This is a genomic window from Buchananella sp. 14KM1171 (assembly GCF_041380365.1).
Classification (GTDB): Bacteria; Actinomycetota; Actinomycetes; order Actinomycetales; family Actinomycetaceae; genus Buchananella; species Buchananella felis.
Window position 1 is genome coordinate 1925649 of record NZ_CP159981.1, and the last position, 19909, is coordinate 1945557.

The 19909-nt window shown below is 67.1% G+C and carries 14 protein-coding genes; 5 read left to right on the top strand and 9 right to left on the bottom strand.

Annotation, left to right across the window (positions count from 1 at the left end; genetic code table 11):
- Positions 1-343 precede the first annotated feature (343 nt).
- Entirely contained in the window at positions 344-1555 is a 1212-nt protein-coding gene (locus tag ABYF38_RS07420; RefSeq protein ID WP_371151751.1) for an ATP-binding protein, read from the bottom strand.
- 738 nt (positions 1556-2293) lie between these two features.
- Here ABYF38_RS07420 and ABYF38_RS07425 point away from each other — a divergent pair.
- Together ABYF38_RS07425 and ABYF38_RS07430 are read left to right on the top strand one after the other, a co-directional pair.
- Entirely contained in the window at positions 2294-2872 is a 579-nt protein-coding gene (locus ABYF38_RS07425) for a hypothetical protein (protein ID WP_371151752.1), read from the top strand.
- Positions 2873-5001: 2129 nt separating this feature from the next.
- Positions 5002-5301, top strand: a complete 300-nt coding sequence (locus ABYF38_RS07430; protein ID WP_371151753.1) for a hypothetical protein — start codon at positions 5002-5004, stop codon at positions 5299-5301.
- 164 nt (positions 5302-5465) lie between these two features.
- Here ABYF38_RS07430 and ABYF38_RS07435 read toward each other — a convergent pair whose 3' ends face one another.
- From ABYF38_RS07435 to ABYF38_RS07460, 6 genes are all read right to left on the bottom strand, one after another.
- Positions 5466-8516, bottom strand: coding sequence for an AAA family ATPase (locus tag ABYF38_RS07435; RefSeq protein ID WP_371151754.1), 3051 nt, complete (start codon positions 8514-8516; stop codon positions 5466-5468).
- Positions 8513-9733 carry an exonuclease SbcCD subunit D gene (locus ABYF38_RS07440; protein WP_371151755.1) on the bottom strand — a complete coding sequence of 407 codons (1221 nt, stop codon included), beginning with the start codon at positions 9731-9733 and terminating at the stop codon, positions 8513-8515. Before ABYF38_RS07440 ends, ABYF38_RS07435 begins: the two co-directional genes overlap by 4 nt.
- Before the next feature lie 171 nt (positions 9734-9904).
- Positions 9905-10696, bottom strand: a complete 792-nt coding sequence (gene hisN, locus ABYF38_RS07445; RefSeq protein WP_371151756.1) for a histidinol-phosphatase — start codon at positions 10694-10696, stop codon at positions 9905-9907.
- Between the two features lie 55 nt (positions 10697-10751).
- Entirely contained in the window at positions 10752-11759 is a 1008-nt protein-coding gene (gene rsgA / locus ABYF38_RS07450) for a ribosome small subunit-dependent GTPase A (RefSeq protein WP_371151757.1), read from the bottom strand.
- A 13-nt stretch (positions 11760-11772) separates the two neighbouring features.
- On the bottom strand, positions 11773-13149 hold the full coding sequence (locus ABYF38_RS07455) for a 3-phosphoshikimate 1-carboxyvinyltransferase (RefSeq protein ID WP_371151758.1): 1377 nt from the start codon (positions 13147-13149) through the stop codon (positions 11773-11775).
- A gap of 47 nt (positions 13150-13196) precedes the next feature.
- Entirely contained in the window at positions 13197-13697 is a 501-nt protein-coding gene (locus tag ABYF38_RS07460; RefSeq protein ID WP_371151759.1) for a DoxX family membrane protein, read from the bottom strand.
- A gap of 164 nt (positions 13698-13861) precedes the next feature.
- On the opposite strand from ABYF38_RS07460, the gene ABYF38_RS07465 reads away from it, so the two are divergent.
- The 3 genes from ABYF38_RS07465 (at position 13862) to ABYF38_RS07475 (ending at position 14843) form a co-directional block, all read left to right on the top strand.
- Positions 13862-14416, top strand: a complete 555-nt coding sequence (locus tag ABYF38_RS07465) for a sigma-70 family RNA polymerase sigma factor (RefSeq protein ID WP_371151760.1) — start codon at positions 13862-13864, stop codon at positions 14414-14416.
- Positions 14413-14673 (top strand): mycothiol system anti-sigma-R factor, encoded by a 261-nt coding sequence (rsrA, locus tag ABYF38_RS07470; protein WP_371151761.1) that lies wholly within the window; start codon positions 14413-14415, stop codon positions 14671-14673. Before ABYF38_RS07465 ends, rsrA begins: the two co-directional genes overlap by 4 nt.
- A gap of 95 nt (positions 14674-14768) precedes the next feature.
- A complete protein-coding gene (locus ABYF38_RS07475; RefSeq protein ID WP_371153015.1) occupies positions 14769-14843 on the top strand; it encodes a 50S ribosomal protein bL37 in 75 nt (24 codons plus the stop codon).
- Between the two features lie 77 nt (positions 14844-14920).
- Here the strand turns inward: ABYF38_RS07475 and ABYF38_RS07480 are convergent, their stop codons facing one another.
- Entirely contained in the window at positions 14921-15541 is a 621-nt protein-coding gene (locus ABYF38_RS07480) for a GDSL-type esterase/lipase family protein (protein WP_371151762.1), read from the bottom strand.
- Positions 15542-15736: 195 nt separating this feature from the next.
- Positions 15737-19696, bottom strand: a complete 3960-nt coding sequence (locus ABYF38_RS07485; RefSeq protein ID WP_371151763.1) for a multifunctional oxoglutarate decarboxylase/oxoglutarate dehydrogenase thiamine pyrophosphate-binding subunit/dihydrolipoyllysine-residue succinyltransferase subunit — start codon at positions 19694-19696, stop codon at positions 15737-15739.
- Positions 19697-19909 lie beyond the last annotated feature (213 nt).

Consider the following 19909-nt stretch of genomic DNA (forward strand, 5'->3'; position numbering starts at 1 on the left):
TGGGCCGGCTGCTGCACTCGCAGCCCGCCCGGGGTGGGGCCATGGGCACGGGTGTGCGCAACCGGTTGAGGGGTTAGTGCACCTGTCGAGGGGTTTTGCGACCTGTCGTGGGGTTAGTGCACCTTCCGAGTACTTACCCGGCCCGGTAATCCCTCAGAAGGTGCATTAACCGCTCAATAGGTGCACTAGGGGCTCAATAGGTCGGGTAACCCCTCAACCGTTTGCGCAACGGAGGCCGGCACGGTTCCCGGCGCTGCGGGGTAGAGGAGACTCGATACCTCCTTCTTCGCCCTGCCGATTCACGCCCGAATCCCTACGTTGAGGCGGCGGCGCGAGACGCCGACTAGTGCTTTCGCTTCCTGAGGGGGGGGACCTCAAGCACCGGAATTGCACGTAGCAAGAACTGGTCGAATTGTGGGACTGTGAACGCGGCCATCCCATGCTGGGGTGTGTAGAGAAGGCCCATATTGATCAGTTCCGCACGGACCGGAGCGACGTTTTGCGAGGTGCGCCCCATCTTGGCGGCAATCTCGGACGACTGTGCCGGGGCGGAGCCAAGCTCGGCCATTGCGCGCAGGTAGGCGCGTTGCAGATCAGTTGTCCGGTCGAGTCTGACACGGAAGAAGGATCCATCTAGCTTCGCTTGGTACAACTCGCGAGCGGCCTCCACGTCTTTGGCGGTCACCGTGTCTCCTTCTGCCACGGTCCAGACTGCGGAGCCCAGTTCTTGCACGAAGAACGGGTAGCCCTCAGTGATGTCCGCAATCAGCTCCAAAGCGTCTTCCTCAAAGTGGACGCCCTCCTCCGCCGCAGGAATGCGAATGGCGTTCTTGGCCTCTTCTGGGCTGAGGTTTCCGAGGGAAACGAAGTTGAAAAGCCGCTCGGCGTAGGATTTAGCGTCACCGGCGCGCTCTGCGATTTGAGGCAGTCCCGCAGCGCACATGGTTAGTGGAAGCCCGTGCTGAACAACGCGGTGGAGGGCAGAGATAAGTGCTTCGAGTTGGTGTCCCTGGAGGAACTGAAGCTCGTCAATCAGTAAGACAACTGCGCGCTTGTGTTCCTGAGCGGCACGGCCCACGTTTAGCAGTATTTCGGTGAGGTCTATGGAAAGGTCGCTTCCGCCTTCCCAGATCGATTCCGGCTTTACATCTACACCGGCTCGTACGTTGCCGTCCGGGTCCACTGACAAAGAAAAGGAGGTCAGTAGGCTCGCAACTGCCTTGAGCCTGTCGCTCCACTTGTCGCGAGGGGAGAGCTGGTAGAGGACTGTGCGCAGGCTGGCTCCGATCCTGGAACGGAAGGTCGATTCGTCGTGCTTTGAAGCCTCCAACTCGACTGCGATCCAGTTCTCCCTAAAGGCAATCTCCCGAAACCTGCCCAGGAGCACCGTCTTTCCCACGCCGCGTAGGCCGGTGATGATCATCGACTGTTGGGGGCGTCCGCGAGCGATGCGGCCCAACAGGATCTCGAATGCGTTGATCTGCTCGTGGCGTCCCACCAGCTCGGTTGGCTGGGCTCCAGCGCTGGGGGAGTATGGGTTTCGGATGGGATCCATGCACTGAGTTTATCAAGGTTAGGCGGGTTTAGGACGTGCAAATAAACCGCCCTAAGCTTCATAACCTTGGGTTCGGGGCGCTACCACCATGCCGCAGTTCCCACTGACTCCCTCCCCCAGTGCGGAGAGCCCGGCATGAAGGGCCTTGGGTAATGGTCGGGATGCTTGTAGCAGCCGCTCCGGGTGGGGTTGCCACAGTCGGTCGGGACTACCCGGCGGTGACGGTGAGGGTGGAGCCAGTGCGAGAGCGCGTGACCTTGATGCCGTCGGGGATACGTTGGGCCATCTCTGCAACGTGACTGATGAGGCCAACCGCCCGCCGCTGGCCGCCCTCACGCGCTGTAAGACCTTCAACGCGTCGTCGGAGTACTAACGCGCCTGGGCACGCGGCTGAGGCTTTCCTGCACCAGGAGGGCGCTTGGCCACCGCCCTCAGGCGTCGCCTGGCGTTATCCCGACTCCAACCGGTCACCACGCACACCTCGTCCAGTATCCTCCCTTTGCCCTTCTTCGACGCCTTGGCATACGCCCCCGCGTACTTCATGGTGATCTCAGCCCTGGCCAGCACTAACACCCCACTCCCCATGCCCACCACGATCCGCGACTCTCGCGGGCAGTACCCGGATGACGCACCGAACCACTTTCACGGGCACCTGAGATGAGTCTCGTCGGCCTCTTGACATGCTGTTCTCAATAGTTACCATCGTCAAAAGACGTACCTTCAATCAAAGGGGCCATCATGAAGAAGCGTCGAAGCGTAGCTATCGTCGCTGCGTTATTTGCAGTCGCCCTCTCACCCACGGTTGCGATGGGGCATCTACACCTGCCCTCCGAGCCGAGTACCGCCCTTCCCGATGAATCAGAATCTGCATTCGAAGGGAGCAATAACGCCAACCTGTTCACATCAGAGGGCGGAGACGTTGCTGCAGAGTCTGTTGCGACAGCACTTGAGGGTGAAGCACAAAAAATGCCAGAGGTAGAATATGACTTCATTGCCGGGTACTTCCTTGACGATTCGGGAAATCTGATTGCAAGAAAATATGCTGACGAGGCGAATGGTGATGTCAGGGACGGTAATGGCTCCAAGATTGAGGTACTGGACTCTGAATACAGCAAGGAAGATATTGACTTTATACACTCTAAGCTAAGTGAGTTGGCGAAAGCTCCCGGTTCAAGTGGTTTCATTGCCGAGTATGATGCGCGAAAAGACTTGTTCGTAATCGTGGGCAAGGTCGATCGAGGCGTAGCTTTTCAGCTACTCGGCGATGTCAAGTACTCCATTGTTGATGGAGAGCGAGTTGAGCGGTTTTCACGCTAAAGCGATAGCCCGCCTCACTGGGCAGGGGCTAGCATAAAAAGCGGCACCTCGAAGTGTACGAGTGGTTGGGCAGTAGCAAACGGCGGAAGTCAAAGGTATCAGCTTACGGCAGCACATTGCGGCGCTGCGAATAGTCAATGGTATAGCGAACTGGGCGGACACTCGTTTGGTTGGATGGTGAATAGGGCTCCGTCCCCAACATTCGACTTAGCGCTGCTTGGGGGCAGTTCGTATGGGGGCGCATTGTATGGAGGGCCAGCTAACGATGGCAGTGCAATGACCATAGGTGGTCCAGGGGGCAGCCCCGGTCTTGGTGGAAATTACTGCACTTCCGGTGCCGCAGCCGGTGAGCGTTGTGGTCACTCTGCGGTAAGTCTGAACTCTGGCTTCTGTGACGAGTACGGTTACTGTACATACGTGTTAACACGGCTTTCCAACAACGGTTCACTCAACGGCGATTCTGGCGGCCCGTTTTATGGGAAAGTAAATGGTGCAGCACTTCCTCGAGGTATTGTAGTGGGTGGTACCGAGACGGGTCAGTTTGCCGCTCCATGGGGGCGCATCAAAGCCGCATACCCCAATCTCAATATTGTACGCTGAGTTCATCTGGCTCGTGCAACTTTAGTAATCAAAAAGGATTGGCAGTGCTCGGTGGCTATAGTTGCATGAGTCGGGTCTGCCGGGCTCGAGATATCTAGAGCGCGCACGTCATGCACGCTGCCAGGTAGCGGGTCCTCAAGTCCATGCTAGCTTGCCATCCAAGCTAGCTAGAACCTTGCCAGTTTAGTCCGGTGCGCCGATGCCTGCGACTGTAGAGAGCATACTGGCCCTTTCAGGTTCAATAAGGCGAAAGAGTGCCGTCCAGCATGTAGGGCTGACGCGGGTCGATCTCTTCTGCGGTGGACAGCCATACATCCGAGGCCTGGACGATCAAGCCGTTAAGCGCGCGCAGCCCGACTGATTTTGGACTGTGGCACGCCAATTAACTTGCCGATACGGGCTTGGGATAGGTCGTGCCGCGAGTATATGAAATGCGTCCGCGCCGCGTTGCGGATTGTACTGAGCCTCCACCTCTTCTTTGGTCCAAGCAATCAGATCGGCGAAATGGCCCACACTCAACCGTGCGCTATAGTTCATCACGACAGATTATTCTTTTGAAGAATCTGCTTTGTCGCACACGAATTATCTCAAAATATCCAGCAGTCGCCCTAGCTAGACACGCTAAAACTCAAGGACGCCTCTTAATAACCTTCATTGATAACCGCAGGAAATAAGGGGTTGATGGTTTGCGGGTTTGAGGGTGCTGGGAGCGTAACCTCAGGCAAAAGTGGTCAGATCTGGCGCAGAGAATGTAGCGCTGGGCACGTTGAGGCCTGTCGCGTCGACGGTGTTACGACTCGCATTAATCGAAGACCTCAACCCGTTCCATACGCCAGCACGCCACACCCAGATCATCATTTTGGGAAGAGTTAGTTTAGAGGTGCGTGGCTCGTGTGTGGTGAGTGATCCCGCATCGCGAGTGCCGTTCCAACCCGGGTGTGGGGGAGCGCGCATTTTGTGCAGGGCAAGGGTACAAAACATGGCGGGAACCGGCACTCAGGAGGGTCTATCTGGCGAAGCTTCGTCATCGTGTGTGGGCCCTTGGTGTTGAAATTGCGGGGAAAACTGGCGAGATGACGGCTGGTCAGCCGGATCGGGGTGCTGAGCGGAAATAATCGCAGGCGTTCGGCACCGCGCTGCACTGACGCTGTTCCAACTGTGGCGCCAGGTCCACCAAAGGACGCACATGAGGATCCTGGCTCTTCGCTCCTCCTGCTTCGGTCACACTGCCCGCATTCTGCATAGGGTGGCTGTGGGGTTAGAACTTGCCAGTGTGCAAGTAGAGATACGGCCTGTTTCTGTGGTGCGTGACCTGGACCCGGCGGTGGACGCAGTGATCCTGGCTGGGTCGGTTCGGCTTTTACACTCCGCAGCTTAAGCGCTTTGCGCGTCAGCACGCGGTATGACTGAATCAACTGACCACTGCGTTTCTGGGGGTGAGCCTGTCTGCCATGATTCCAGGCAAGACCCCTGTTTAGTCCAACCCGTACATCCGCAAGTTCCTAGCTTCCACGCCGTGGCGACCGACGGTGGTGCGCCTGTTTGGCGGTGAACTCAACCTTAACATGTACTGCGGGCTTGACCGGTGGGCGCTGGGAGTGATGTTAGATCACACCGGCAAGCCACACGGTCAGGGAGTGCGGGTGGACTACACGGACTGGGCAGAGGTGGATTCCTTTGCAGCGGAATTTGCAAAGCTAGCAAAAACGGCCAGCTTGGAATTACCTGCCCAACCCAAACTGTTTACTGACGGTGTGCTGGAGGTGCCGCGTAATGGTCGGCTCGGTAGGTGCGGGCTTTTAGGGGTGACAAAACATTGCGTTGGGTGAAAAACACGCCACTTATCGCGAGGGAGAGAGCTGAAAGGCGACTGTTCGCAGGCTGCCTCCTATCCTGGATCGGGAGGTCGACTTGTCTTGTTTCCGTACCTCATCCGCTGGGGCGGAATCTTGTTTGCGGGGCGCGCCCGCATCTGTGGGCGCGCCCCAACGCTCTACCTCGCAGTGACGCTGAGGGTGGAGCCCTGGGGGGAGCGCCTCACCTTGATGCCGTCGGGGATGCGCTGGGCCATCTCCGCGACGTGGCTGACCAGCCCGACGGCGCGCCCGCCCTCGCGTAGTGCCCCGATCTGGTCCATTACCTCGTCCAGGGTCTCGGCGTCCAGGGAGCCGAATCCCTCGTCGATGAAGAGGGTGGAGATCTCCACCCCGCCGGCCTCCTGGCGCACCACCTCGGCCAGCGCCAGCGCCAGGGCGAGGGAGACGTAGAAGGTCTCGCCGCCGCTGAGGGTGCGCGGGCTGCGCTGCGCGTCGTCTCGCGTGTGGTGGTCGATGACCGCCAGCCCCAGCCCGCCCAGGCGGGCGCGCTGGCCGCCTTCGTCGTCTGTGCGCACCAGCTCGTAGCGCCCGTTGGAGATGGACAGGATGCGCGGGTTGGCGGCCGCCAGGACCTCGTCGAAGCGGGAGAGCAGCACGAAGGAGGCCAGGGGGATCTGTTTTTGGTTTGCCCCGCCGCCGGCCACGGCGGCGGCGACGAACAGCAGGGCCCGCGCCCCGGCCACGGCCTTTTGGTGCTGCTCGGTTGCTTCCCGGAGGGCCAAGTAGGCGGTGGCGACTCTCCCGGCAGCGTCCGCCGCTGTGGCGGCGGCGGAAACCGCCGCGTCTGCTTGGTCCGCTGCGGCTTGAGCGTCGGCCTGGAGGCTCTCCAGGTCGGGTGCCGGTTGGGCGGCGGCGGCAACGAGTTCTGGTTGATTGAGGGCGGTTTCGGCCTTCAAGAGGTCCGTGTCGTACTGCTGTAGCTCTGTCTCTAACTGGCTGGCCCGCTCTGCGGGCAGTACTACAGCGAGTGCCCCTTCCACGGTGGCGAAGCCCGAGGCGGCCAATGCCTGTGCCACTGCCTCCTGGCTGCGCTCGGCCTGTGCGGTGGCATCCTGCCAGGCCTTGTGCAGCGCCAATGCAGCTTCTGCCTCGCTGGCGGCCGCCAGCAATTCGGCGCGGATTGCTGAGACGCTTTGGGCCTGGCCACGCGCCTCCTGCACGCTCTTGACGGCGGTCGCGCGGCTGTCTTCAGCAAATGCGAGCTCGGAGGTGCGGGTTTGGATGTCTATCTCTAGCTGGTGCAGTCGCTCGGTTAGTGCAGAGTGCTGGTCGCGTAGCTCCTGCTCCTCCTGCCGCAGGGTGGTGACGCGCTGGCCGGCCTGCTGCGCCTCGCCCAGCGCGGCCTTGGCTCCTTCCAGCCGTGAGGCCAGGGAGTCAAGCTCCACGCCGGCTAGTTGCCCGGCCAGCTCCTGGACCTTCTCCAAGCAGGCGGCCTGTTTTGCCAGTGCCGCGCTGTGCGCGGAGGCGGCCTGTTCGGAGCGCTGCGCGGCGGCGTTTACTTCCTCCTCGCTGACTCCGGCCGCACCGCTCTGACCGCTGGCTGGGGCTGGGTGCTCCGTGGAGCCACACACCAGGCAGGGTTTGCCGTCTTGGAGCTGCTGGGCTAGCGCGCTGGCGGAGCCCGCTAGCCACGCTCCCAGGGTGTGTTGCTGGTTGCGGCGTGCCGATTCCAGGGCCACCAGCGCGCTTTCGACGCTGGAATCGGCCTGCTGCAGTGCTGCGAGCGCCTTGGCGTGCTGGTCGGCTAGTTTTTGTGCGTTTTCGAGTTCACTTACCTCCAGTTGGGCTTGCCCCAGCAGGGCGGCTTGGGCGTTCGCCTGGCCAAGCTCCTCCTCGCACTTCTTAGTCTTGGCGGGCAGGGCGGCGACGGTTTGGGCGGCCTGCTGGTAGGCAGCCTTGGCGTTCTCTACTGCTGCGGTTGCCTGCGCCACCTGCTGGGTTAGCCGTGGCAGTGCTTCCTCCAGCTGCTGCGCGTTTTCCAGGGAGCCGTGGCGGCCCACGGCCGCGTCCCGCAACTGTCCCAGCTGCTGTGCACTGTCAGTTGCAGAGCCGGTGGAATCCGGCTGCTCGATCCCCACTTCGGAAAGGGCTAACAGCGCTGCTGCCTGCGCCTCTTGCCAAGACTCTTGGGCAGCTGGCAGGAGGGCGCGGTCGTTGGAGTGCGTCTGGTCTGCTTGGAAGACGGGCAGGGCTCTTCGGTGCGAATCGAGTTGGCCCCGCTGGCCGGCGATCTGCTGGGCGCGTTCAACTAGGGCTTGCCTGTGTGCGTTCAGTTCACTGATGCGGAGCTTGCGCTGCTGGGTCTGCTGCCCGGCGCTCAGGGCCGCGTCGGCCGCCTGCTTGGCCCGCTTGGCCTGCCGCTCCCTGTGCTCGAGTGCGCGCGCGGTAGCGCCGGAGTCTGCCACCAGGCCCGCGCACACCTCCACCGCCTCCAGGGTGCGGGAAGAGTCGAACAGCCCGGTGACGTAGCCTCGCCAGTTTTCCTTTTGGCCCGCCGCGCCGGCCACCAGCTCGATCTTGGTCCGCACCTGGGTGGCTAACTGGTCCGCCTGGGCTCGCACCGCCTTGGCGCGCTCGGTGAGTTCGGTTTGCAGGTCCTCGTAGATGCCGGTGGAGAAAACCTGCTGCAATACCTTGCGTCGATCCTCTGGCTTGGCGTGCAGGAATTCGGCGAACTGGCCCTGCGGAAGCACGGCCGTTTGCGTGAACTGGTCCTTGGACAACCCCACGATGGCCAGCATCTGGCGACCGACCTCCTGCTGCGAGGTGCTGAGCAGCTCACCGCTTGCCCCCGGCTGGGCCTCGCTGAGGCGCGTAAGCACCACCGAACTCTTCTCGATGGTGGTGCCGGTGCCGCGCTGTTTGGGACGCTCGTACTGCGGGCTGCGGCGCAGCCGGTAGATGCCGGCACCGGTGGAGAAGGTGAGCTCCACGAAGCTGGGCACTGTGCCCTCGGCCAGCTTGCAGCGCAGGCGGGCGGGATCGGAGTTGGCGCCGGCCAGGCTGCCGTAGAGCCCAAAGACGATCGCGTCGATGATGGTGGACTTGCCGGCGCCGGTCTGCCCGGTGAGCAGGAACAGCCCGGCCTGGCTCAGGGAGTCGAAGTCGATGTCGTGGTGGCCCGGGAACGGGCCGATTGCTTGAAACTCCAGGCGGTGGATTCTCACTTGGTTCCCGCCTTCCTGGAGCGCACCGACTCGTAACTCTCCCTGATCACGGACACTATTTCCGCGTCAGCCCCGCGCCCGGTTACTGCGGCAATGAACTCACCCACCACATCCACCGGGTTGGACTGCGCGCGGCTGGCCCGGCGGGAGGCCAGGTCTACCTGACTCTGGCTGAGGGCGTCCACGGGTTTGTGCTGGGTGGAAAGCGCCCAGGGGAAGACGGCCTTTACTCGGGTTACCAGTTCCGCAGGACGCACCCGATCGGTGACCTCGACGCTCACGTAGTGCTCCCGGAACGGGGCGTAGGCCGGCCCCAGCAGCTCTGCAAGTTGCCCAGTTAGTACCGCTAAGGGCCGCTCCACCGGAGTAGACAGGACCCGAATCTTCACTCCAGCTCCTCGCTTATCGAGCTCAACGATCGTGACGCTCTTTTGGTCCTCGGCCTCGCTGAAGGAGAAGGCCACCGGCGAGCCCGAGTAGCGCACGACGCTGCCGCCGTCGCCGCCGTCCAGCCCGGCCACGAACTGCGCGCGATGCAGGTGCCCCAGCGCCACGTAGTCCGGCTGCCAGCCCTGGGGCGGCACCAGCACCTCGCTGGGCACCAGGTCCACACCGCCCACCTTGATGTCCCGCTCCGAATCGCTGGCCCTGCCCCCGGCCACGAAGGCGTGGGCCACCAGCACCACGGGTAGGTCCTGATCCACCCGCGCGTGCCCTGCCCTCACCATCTCCATGGCGGCGGCGACCACCCCCTCGTGGGAGCGCGCCACCTCCCGGCCGGCCAGGGCATGGGCCAGCTGGCCGCGCGCCAGCTCCGGGTCCAGGTAGGGCAGGGCGAATAGCACGGCACCGGCCTGACCGTCTGGCTTCGGCAGTACCACCGGCTGGCCCACATCGGCCACTCGGGAGCGCACTATTACGCGTTCGCCGTTCCAGTCCTGGCCAAAGCCCAACCGCAGCGCAGAGTCGTGGTTGCCGGGTGTGAGCACCACCCGCGCGTGGGCAGACAGCGCGGTTATCACCCGGTCTACCAGCTGTACGGCCTCCAGCGGCGGCACTGCCCGGTCAAACACGTCCCCGGCCACGATCACCGCGTCCACCGCCTCTTGTTTGACCGTTTCTACTAGCCAGTCGAAGAAGCGCGCGTGCGCGGACTCCAGGCTCGCCCCGTGCAGGGTGCGGCCCACGTGCCAGTCCGAGGTGTGCAGGATTCGCATGCGCCCACGCTAACGCGAGGCACCAACATTTGATTCCGGCCGCCCGCAATCGCGGCCGTTTTGCTGGGTGGCGGGGGTGGCCGACGTCGTCCACCCGGCCCGTTTGCCCAGCCAGGCCGCGCCTGCGTGCCGGCCCACCAGGAAGGCGCCGCTTGGCACGGTGCAGACCGCCTATTCGCCCAGCCGCTCCAGGAGGGCCTCGTGCAGCAGCCCGTTGCTCGCCGCCGCGTTGCCGCCGAAGGGGCCATCCACGCCGCGCAGGTTGGTGAAGCGGCCGCCGGCCTCGACCACGATCGGCACCAGGGCGGCCATGTCGTAGACCTCCAGCTCGGGCTCGGCGCAGGCGTCCACCGCGCCCTCGGCCACCATCATGTAGGGGAAGAAGTCGCCGTAGCCGCGCGTGCGCCAGCACTCCTCCAGGAGGGCCAGGAACTGCTCGCGGCGCGGGTGGCCGCGCCAGGCCGCCAGGGAGGAGTAGCCCAGCGAGGCGTCCTCGAAGCGCTCCACGCGAGAGACCTGCAGGCGGCGGGCGCCCTCCAGGCGCGGGCCGCGCCACGCGCCCGCCCCGCGCGCGGCGAACCAGCGCGCCCCCAGGGCCGGGGCGCTGACCACGCCGACCACCACCTCATCGCCGTCCACCAGCGCGATCAGGGAAGCCCACAGTGGCACGCCGCGCACGAAGTTCTTGGTGCCGTCGATCGGGTCCACGATCCAGCGGCGCTCGGACTGGCCCTGGCTGCCGTACTCCTCGCCCAGGATCGCGTCCGCCGGGCGGTGCTCACCCAGCACACTGCGCACGATCTGCTCGGCGCGCTTGTCCGCGTCCGAAACCGGGGTCAGGTCCGGCTTGGAGTCCACCACCAGGTCCGCAGCGCCAAAGCGCTCCATGGTCAGGCGGTCCACCCGGTCGGCGATCTCCAGCGCCAGGTTCAGGTCGGCAAGGTAGTCAGAGCGCAGTTCCATGGCGCCAATCTAGCCGCTGCCGCCCGGGCCTAGGCGGCGCCGTCCACGCGCGCCTCTACCTGCCGGGCTCCTCCCCGCCCAGGCGGGCGGCCACGAGGCGGCGGAAGCTCTCCAGCCGGGCGGCCAACGCGGCGTCCCCTGCGGCGGCGGAGAGCTCGCAGTCAGGCTCGGTGGCGGTGTGGGTGCAGCCGCGCGGGCAGGCGGCGGCCACCTCGGCCAGGTCGGTGAAGGCCGCCAGGATGGAGTCGGTGTCGATGTGGGCCAGGCCAAAGGAGCGCACGCCCGGGGTGTCGATCACCCAGCCGCCCTCCACGCGCAGGGCCACCATGGAGGTGGAGGTGTGGCGGCCACGCCCGGTGACGTCGTTGACGTGCCCGGTGGCCCGCTCGGCCCCGGTGACGGCGTTGACCAGCGTGGACTTACCCACCCCGGAGTGGCCCACCAGCACGGACACGTGCCCGGCCAGCAACTCGTGGACCTCGCTCAGGTCGCACTCCCGCCCCGGCGCCAGGGACGTGACCACGGCGCGCACCCCCAGGGGCGTGTAGGCGGCCAGCAGCTCGGCCGGGTCGGCCAGGTCCGCCTTGGTCAGCACCAAGATGGGCTCCATGCCGGCGTCGTAGGCGGCCACCAGGTAGCGGTCGATCATGCGCACGCGCGGCGGCGGGTCAGCCAGCGCGGTCACCACCAGCAGCTGGTCGGCGTTGGCCACCACGGTGCGTTCGCGCCCGGCCAGCTCGCCATCCTCGGCGCTGCGCCTGAGCTCGCTGCGCCGCTCGGCGATCCCGACGATCCGCGCCAGGGTGTCCTTGCGCCCGGAGAGGTCTCCCACCACGCGCACCGTGTCTCCCACCACCACGCGCCCCTTGCCGAGCTCGCGCGCCTTCATCGCCACCACGCGGGTGGAGTCGGGCAGTTCGACGCCGTAGCGGCCCCGGTCCACGGAGAACACGAAGCCCTCCACGGCGTCCTTGTGCTGCGGGCGGTCCTTGGTGCGCGGGCGCGAGGAGCGCGGCGGGCGCACCCGCACCCGCGCGTCGTCGGTGCCGATGTCTCTTCTCATACGTGCTCTTTCTTCATGCGCCCTCTCCCAGCAGGGCGCCCCAGCGGCGGGCGAAGTCGGGCAGGGTCTTGGAGGTGGTGGCCACGTCGTCCAGCTCCACGCCCGCCACTCGCGTGCCGACGATCGCCGCGAACGTTGCCATCCGGTGGTCGGCGTAGGAGTGCAGCACCGCGCCGGCCAGCCGCCGCCCGGCCGGTGGTGGGGCGATCTCCAGGCCGTCTGCCAGCTCGGTGGCCTGCCCGCCCAGGCGGCGGATCTCCGCCACCAGCGCCGCCAGGCGGTCGGTTTCGTGGCCGCGCAGGTGGGCGATCCCGGTCAGCCGCGAGGGGGAGGAGGCCAGCGTGAGCAGGGCCGCCAGGGTGGGGGCGAGTTCGCCCACCGCCCCCAGGTCCGCCTCCAGGCCAGCGATCCGGCCGGTGCCGCGCACCACCAGCGTGCCCGTGGCGGGCGTGTCGGGGCGCAGCTCCACCTGCGCGCCCAGGCGGGGCAGCAGCTCACGCCAGGCATCGCCGGCCTGCGTGGTGGCAAGCGGCCAGTTGCGCATCCGCACCTGGCCGCCCACTGTCAAAGCCGGGGCCAGGAACACTCCCGCGTTGGAAAGATCGGGCTCGATTTCGACCACCCTGCCCGCGATCGGGCCGGCGTGGACCCGCCAGGCCACCTCCGGGATGGCCGACGTCGCCGCGCCCACCCCCGCGCTACCCCCACCGCCCGGCACGCCCGCCTCCGGGCCGGTCAGCACGTCAACGCGCACGCCACGCTCGCGCAGTGTCTGCACAGTCATGTCGATGTGCGGGCGGGAGGTCAGGCGGCCGCGCGGCACCACCGTGAGGCCGTCCTCGCAGCTTGCCCCGATCAGCAGCAGGGCGGAGAGGAACTGGGAGGAGGCGGAGGCTTCCACCTCCACCACGCCACCGGTGAGGCCACCGGTGCCGGTCACGGCGATGGGCAGGTAGCCGGCCGCGCTCTCCACGCCGGCCCCCAGGCCGGCCAGGGCGTCCAGCAGCGGGGCGAGGGGGCGCTGGCGGGCGTGGGCGTCTCCGTCGAACCGGGTGGTGCCCCGCGCCAGCGCCGCCAGCGCCGGGACGAAACGCATCACGGTGCCGGCCAGGCCGCAGTCGATCACGGCCCCGCCCCGCAACGGCCCGGGCTCCACCCGGATCACCGGGAAGTCGCCCTCCTGGACCTCGATGCGTGCCCCCAGCGCCTCCAGCGCCGCCGTCATAAGCCGCGTGTCGCGCGCCAGCAGGGCGCCGCGCAGCTCGCTGGGGCCATCCGCGAGGGCGGACAGCAGCAGCTCCCGGGCCGTCAGGGACTTCGAGCCGGGCACGGCCACGTCAGCGTCCACCGGGCCCACCGCCAGGGGAGCGCGCCAAAACTCCTGCGTCATGGCCCCGATTCTATTGGGGCGGGGAGCCGGCGCGCTGGAGTGCCCGCCTAGGCCGTGTACTTCTCCCGCAGCTCGCGGCGCAGCGCCGAGAGCGCCTGCTTCTGCTCGCGCCGGTTGGCGCGCTGCCAACTCCACGACGGGGCGCCGCCACGGTCAGCCGAGGCCAGCAACAACCCGCCCGTCACCGCCCCGGCCCGAGCCAGGCCAGCCAGGTGCTCGTCGCGCTCGCGGCGGGTGGCCGCGCGCCAGAACGGGTACCTCACCACGGCGGTGGCCACGTTCAGCGCGGCCAACACGCACGCGGCGGTGCGCGGGCGCTTGCCCAGCAGCAACGCACCGGCGGCGGCCACGCTCACCACCCCGCCCACGCGGCTGAACAGCACCGCGTCGGCCCTGGTCAGCGGCGGCGTGCCGGCCTTCTTCTCCATCGTCTCCGTAGCCTCCAGGACCAGGTCAGCGTGGGGCTCCGGGCGCGTGATGGCGTCGATCCCTTCCAGGATGAACGGGATTGCCAGCAGGGGACGGGCGAGGGCAGACAAAAGGCTCATAGGTACTTGCATACTCCAACTGGGTGAGTTGCGCCACCCCTAAGGGGAGGAGATGGGGACCTGGCGGCGGCCGGGGCCGCAGTGGCCGTGCCCGCTCGTGTCCCTGCCGTCGATCCGCCGCGTCGGGCCGCGCCCCGGCCCGCCGCCCACTAGGCTCTGAACCGATGAGCACCCAATCAGACCTCGCCGCCCGCTTCGAGGAGCAGGCGTTGCCGTACCTGGATCAGCTGTACGGCGCGGCGTTGCGCATGACCCGCAACCCGCAAGACGCGCAGGACCTGGTGCAGGACGCCTACGCCAAGGCCTTCGCCGCCTTCGACCGCTTCGAGGAGGGCACCAACCTCAAGGCCTGGCTCTACCGCATCCTCACAAACGCCTACATCTCTAACTACCGCAAGGCGCAGCGTCGTCCAATCGAGGCCACCAACGAGGTGGAGGACTGGCAGCTCTACGAGGCGGCCTCCCACACCTCCACCGGCCTGCGCAGTGCGGAGGCGGACGCGCTGGATTCGATCGGGGACGACGTCATTCGCGGCGCCCTGCAGGACCTGGATCCCGATCGCCGCCTGGCGGTCTACCTGGCCGACGTCGAGGGGTTTTCCTACAAGGAGATCGCCGAGATCATGGGCACGCCGGTCGGCACGGTCATGTCTCGCCTCCACCGGGGAAGATCTCAGCTGCGAAAGGCGTTAGCTGACTACGTGAAGGAGGCGCGATGACTGAGATGGGCCGCACTAGCTGCGAGGAACTGATCGAGCACCTCTTCATGTACCTGGACCGCGAGGTGGATTCGGCGTTGTACGACGCCCTGACCCGCCACGTCGAGGAATGCGGCCACTGCCGCGAACTGGCCGAGGCGGAAATGCACGTGCGCGAACTGCTGCGTCGCTCCTGCTGCCAGGGCGCGCCGGAGGAACTGCGGGTCATCATCAGGCAGTCCCTGCGGGTGACCACGTTCACGAGCCAATGTGAGTAGCGGGCGCGCCCCGGCGTGCCAGGCGGGCCAAAAATGTGGAACAATACCGCAGGCAGTTGCGGGCCTGGCCCGCTAAAGCGGATCGGAGGCTCGATATGTCCAAGCGTGGACGCAAGCGCAAGGCGCGCAAGAAGAACGCGGCGAACGGCGGCAAGCGCCCCAACGCCTGAGCGTGAAGAAACGGCGGGTCCTAGCAGGGCCCGCCGTTTTCGTCTGCCCGCGCACGGGGTTGTGGGGGCGTGTGCGGCTACTGCCAGTCCTCCGTGGGCTCCACGCCCAGCCACTCGAACCAGCCGCAGTGGGAGACCAGCCAGGCCAGCAGCGTGTAGCCGACGTGCCCGGGCAGGCCCAGGCGGGAGGAGGAGATGTCCGTGTGCCACTGGCTGTGCCCCTGCAGCGGGGTGAAGGTCTCCACGTAAGGCACCTCGCGGCGCTGGCACACCTGGGCGGCGGTGTCAGACAGCTCGGCGATAAGGGCCTGGGGCACGCCCGCCAGCGGCGGGGGGCCCACCACGAAGGGGGCGATGCGGGAGGCCTGGGCCGTGTCCAGGATCTTGGCCAGGTTCAGGCGGGTGCGGGCCAGGGACTGGCCGGCCTTGATGTCGCCGATTCCCAGCGCGATCACCAGGCGGTTGTCGGTGAGCGGGGAGAAGTGCAGTCGGCACTCGTTCTCCCAGCGCTCGGCCAGGGCGGCGGTGGTCTCACCGGCCACGGGCAGGATCGCGGCCAGCCGGTGCTCGGGGTGAGGGGTGCGGCTGAGCACGCGCCCGGTCCAGCCGCGGGCGCGCGGGTCGCCCACGCCTCCCACTAGCTCGTCTCCCACGAAGCACAGACGAAGGGCGGGCCCGGTTTCCTCGCGCGTAGTCATGTCTCCAATGTTGGCCCATGGGGGCCCCGCGCGTCCGCCTGGCGCGCCGGGCGGAGCCGCCCAGGTGGGCAACGGGCCCGCGGGAAAGGGGGCGCGGGGCGGCAGCGTCGTCCCCCTAAGTCACCCGGCGCAACGGCCGCGCGCCCCCGCCCGCCGCAGCGAACAGGGGCGCGCCCACCCATCAGGGCCGCGTCATCACGCGAAGGCGGCGGCCATCAGGGCGGCGTTCTCCTCCTTGTGGCGCTGCATGTTGCCCGCGCTCGGAGAGGCGGCCTCCGGGCGGGAGACGTAGGCCAGGTGCGTTCCCAAAGCCTCGGTGAGGTGGCGCAGCATGTAGGGCAGCGGGCCCTGGTTGGCGGGCTCGTCCTGCACCCACACCAGGGGGGCGTCCCCGAACGGGGCCAGCGCGGCACGCACCTCCTCAGACGGCAGCGGGTAGAGCTGCTCCAGGCGCACGATCGCCACGTCGGTGGTGCCGCGCTTGGCGCGCTCGGCGGCCAGGTCGTAGTAGATGCGCCCGGAGCACAGCAGCACCCGGCGCACGCCGCCCCCTCCGGCCGCGGCCACCACGCGCTCGTCCACCTCGCCGATGACGGGACGGAACTGGCCGGAGGTGAACTCCTCCACGGCGGACTGGGCGGCCTTCAACCGCAGCAGCTGCTTCGGGGTGAACGCGATCAGCGGGCGGCGCGGGCGGGCGTAGGCCTGCGAACGCAGCATGTGGAAGTGGTTGGCCGGCGTGGAGGGCTGGCAGATCCACATGTTCTCCTCCGCGGCGAGCGTCATGTAGCGCTCGATGCGGGCGGAGGAGTGGTCCGGGCCCTGGCCCTCGTAGCCGTGCGGCAGCAGCACCGCCACGCTGGAGCGCTGCCCCCACTTCTGGAAGGAGGAAGAGATGAACTCGTCGATCACCGTCTGGGCGCCGTTGGCGAAGTCACCGAACTGCGCCTCCCACAGCACCAGCGCCTCCGGGCGCTCCACCGAGTAGCCGTACTCGAAGGCCAGCGGCGCGTACTCGCTCAGGGTGGAGTCGTAGATGTAGAACGGCGCCTGGTCCTCGGTGATGAAGTGCAGCGGCGTCCACTCCTGCCCGTTTTGGTAGTCGTGGAAGGTGGCGTGACGCTGCACGAAGGTGCCGCGCCGGCAGTCCTGGCCGCTCATGCGCACCGGCGTGCCCTCCACCAGCAGGGAACCGAAGGCCAGCAGCTCTCCCATGCCCCAGTCGATGCCGCCCTCCAGCGTCATCTTGGCGCGGCGCTCGCACAGCTGCGCCATCTTCGGGTGCAGGTTGAAGCCGGCCGGCACGCGGGAGTGGGCCTGCCCGATCCGCTCCAGCACGCTGCGCGGAGCGGCGGAGGTCCAGCCGATCATCTGTCCCATGCCGGGCAGCTGGGACTCGGGGCGCTCCAGGCCGGCCACGGTGTGCTCGTCGTGGGCGCCGCGCTGCCAACCATGCTCCTTGGTCTGGGCCAGGATGTTTTCCAGCTCGGTGTTGAACTCGTCCAGGAGCGCGGCTGCCTCCTCTTGCGTCATGTCTCCGCGACCCACCAGGGCGCTGGTGAAGGTCTCTCGCACGCCCGGCTTGTGGTCGATCAGGGAGTACATGACCGGCTGGGTCATCGAGGGGTCGTCGCCCTCGTTGTGCCCGCGGCGGCGGTAGCAGGTCAGGTCGATGATCACGTCCTTGTGGAACTGGTTGCGGTAGGCGAAGGCCAGCTGGGCCACCCGGGCCACCGCCTCGATGTCGTCACCGTTGACGTGGAAGATCGGCACCTGCAGGCCCTTGGCCATGTCCGTGCAGTAGTTGGTGGAGCGCGCGTTGAGCGGGCCGGTGGTGAAGCCGATCTGGTTGTTGACGATGATGTGCACGGTGCCGCCGGTGCGGTAGGCGCTGACCTGGCTCATGTTGAGCGTCTCGTAGACCACGCCCTGGCCGGCGAACGCCGAGTCGCCGTGGATGAGCACCGGCATGACGGGGAAGTGGGCGTCGGGCAGGCCCATGCGGTCCTGCTTGGCGCGCACCACGCCCTCCAGGACGCCGTTGACTGCCTCCAGGTGGGAGGGGTTGGCGGCCAGGTAGACGCGCGTGCCGGTGCCGTCGGTGCCGGTGTAGTGGCCCTCGGTGCCCAGGTGGTACTTGACGTCACCGGAGCCGTCCAGGGTGGTCACGCCGGACTCGAATTCGGAGAAGATCTGGCCGTAGCTCTTGCCGGCGATGTTGGCCAGCACGTTCAGGCGGCCACGGTGGGCCATGCCGATGGCGACCTCGTCTAGGCCCTCGTGGGCGGCCTCATCCAGCAGGCGGTCCAGCAGCGGGATCAGGGACTCGCCGCCCTCCAGGGAGAAGCGCTTTTGCCCCACGAACTTGGTCTGCAAGAACACCTCGAAGGCCTCGGCCTGCCCCAGCATCCGCAGGGCGCGCTTTTGCACGTCCAGGGGCAGGCGCTGGTGGGTGCCCTCGATCTTGTCCTGCATCCAGCGGCGCTGGGCCGGGTCCTGGATGTGCATGTATTCGATGCCGATGGAGCCGGTGTAGGTGTCGCGCAGCTGGGAGAGGATGTCTCGCAGCTTCATCTGGGGGGCCTTGCCGAACGAGCCGGTGGCGAACTCGCGGTCCAGGTCCCAGATGGTCAGGCCGTAGTTCTTCAGGCTCAGGTCGGGGTGCTGGCGGGTGCGGTAGCTGAGCGGGTCGGTGTCCGCCGCCAGGTGGCCGCGCGAGCGGTAGGCGTGGATCAGCTCGATGATGCGGGCGGGCTTGTCCTTCTCGGTCACCGAGTCGTATTCGACGTCGGCCACCCACTCCAGCACCTCGTAGGGGATGCGCAGCTGGGAGAAGACGCGGCGGTAGAAGCCGTCGGCGCCGATGAGCTTTTGGTGGATCAGGCGCAGGAATTCGCCGGAGCCGGCGCCCTGGATGACGCGGTGGTCGTAGGTGGAGGTAAGGGTGACGGTGCGGCCCACGGCGCCCCGGGCCAGGGCCTGGGCGGAGGCGCCGGCGAACTCGGCCGGGTAGTCCATGGAGCCCACGCCCACGATCACGCCCTGGCCGGCCATGAGGCGCGGCACGGAGTGGACGGTGCCCAGCCCGCCGGGGTTGGTCAGGGTGGCGGTGGCACCGAAGTCGGCGGCGGTGAGCGCGCCGGTGCGGGCCCGCTTGACCACGTCCTCGTAGGCGTCGACGAACTTGTCGAAGGTGAGCAGGTCTGCTTCCTTGATGGCGGGCACCAGGAGCTGGCGGGTGCCGTCTTCCTTGGCGATGTCGATGGCCAGGCCGAACGCGACGTGCGCGAACTGCACCAGGGCCGGCTTGCCGTCCTCCTCGCCGTAGGCGACGTTCATGGCCGGCATTTCGGCCAGCGCCTCCACCATGGCGTAGCCGATCAGGTGGGTGAATGAGATCTTGCCGCCGCGGGTGCGGGCCAGGTAGTCGTTGATGAGGGCCCGGTTCTCGATGAGCAGCTTGGCTGGGACGGTGCGCACCGAGGTGGCGGTGGGTACGGCCAGGGAGGCCTCCATGTTTTGCACGATCTTGGCGGCCATGCCGCGCAGGCGCGTGGTGGTGTCCTCCTCGATGGCCTGGGCGCCCATGGGGGAGTCCGGCGCTAGGCGGCGGGCCGCGTAGGGGGAGGAGGGCGGGGCGATCGCCACCGGGGGAGCGGGGGGCAGGTCGGAGCGCGTGGTGTCTAGCAGCACGCTGGACCGGGCGGGCTCGCGTCCTTCGGGGGCTGAGGCCTTGGGGGTGGGGGCGCCGTCGATGGCCTCCTCGGGGACCTGGCTGGCGGGCCCGACCGGCGGGGTGAGCGGGACGGGCGCCGGCGCGGTTTGCAGGTTCGCCAGCGCCTCGGCCTCGTGCGTGGCCGGCGCGGGGTCGTGGAAGCCGGCCTGCGCGCCCGGGGGCGTTTGGACGACGTTGCCGCCGGCCGCCCCGCCGGGTGCGTCCACTTCCTGGGGGCCGGTGGCTCCGGCCGGTTCGCCAACGAAGGCGGACAGTTTTGCCCCGCTGGGCGCGGCAGCGTCGTCCACACCGGTGGAGGGGAGGGCGCCGGTTTCAAAGAAGGTGCGCCAGGCGGGGGTTACTGAGGTCGGGTCGGCCTCAAAGCGCTCCCGCAATTCCTCGATGAGCCAACCATTTGCTCCGAAGTCCAGATCTGCCACGCTGCATCCCTATCTGTCGCCGCGTCAGTGTGACGCCGCAAACAAGCGTAGGGCCATCGAGGTCACAAAATCTCCCCGAACCGGGCCTTTAGGCCCAATTCGCCCCAAGCGGATCGGCGAGCGTAAAAGGCCGCCAAAGTCCCCCTAAAGGCGCGCCCGCTCAACTCACAAGAGCTAGCAAGGCGCCGCCCCTTGCCAGGGGGCCTCCCGTAG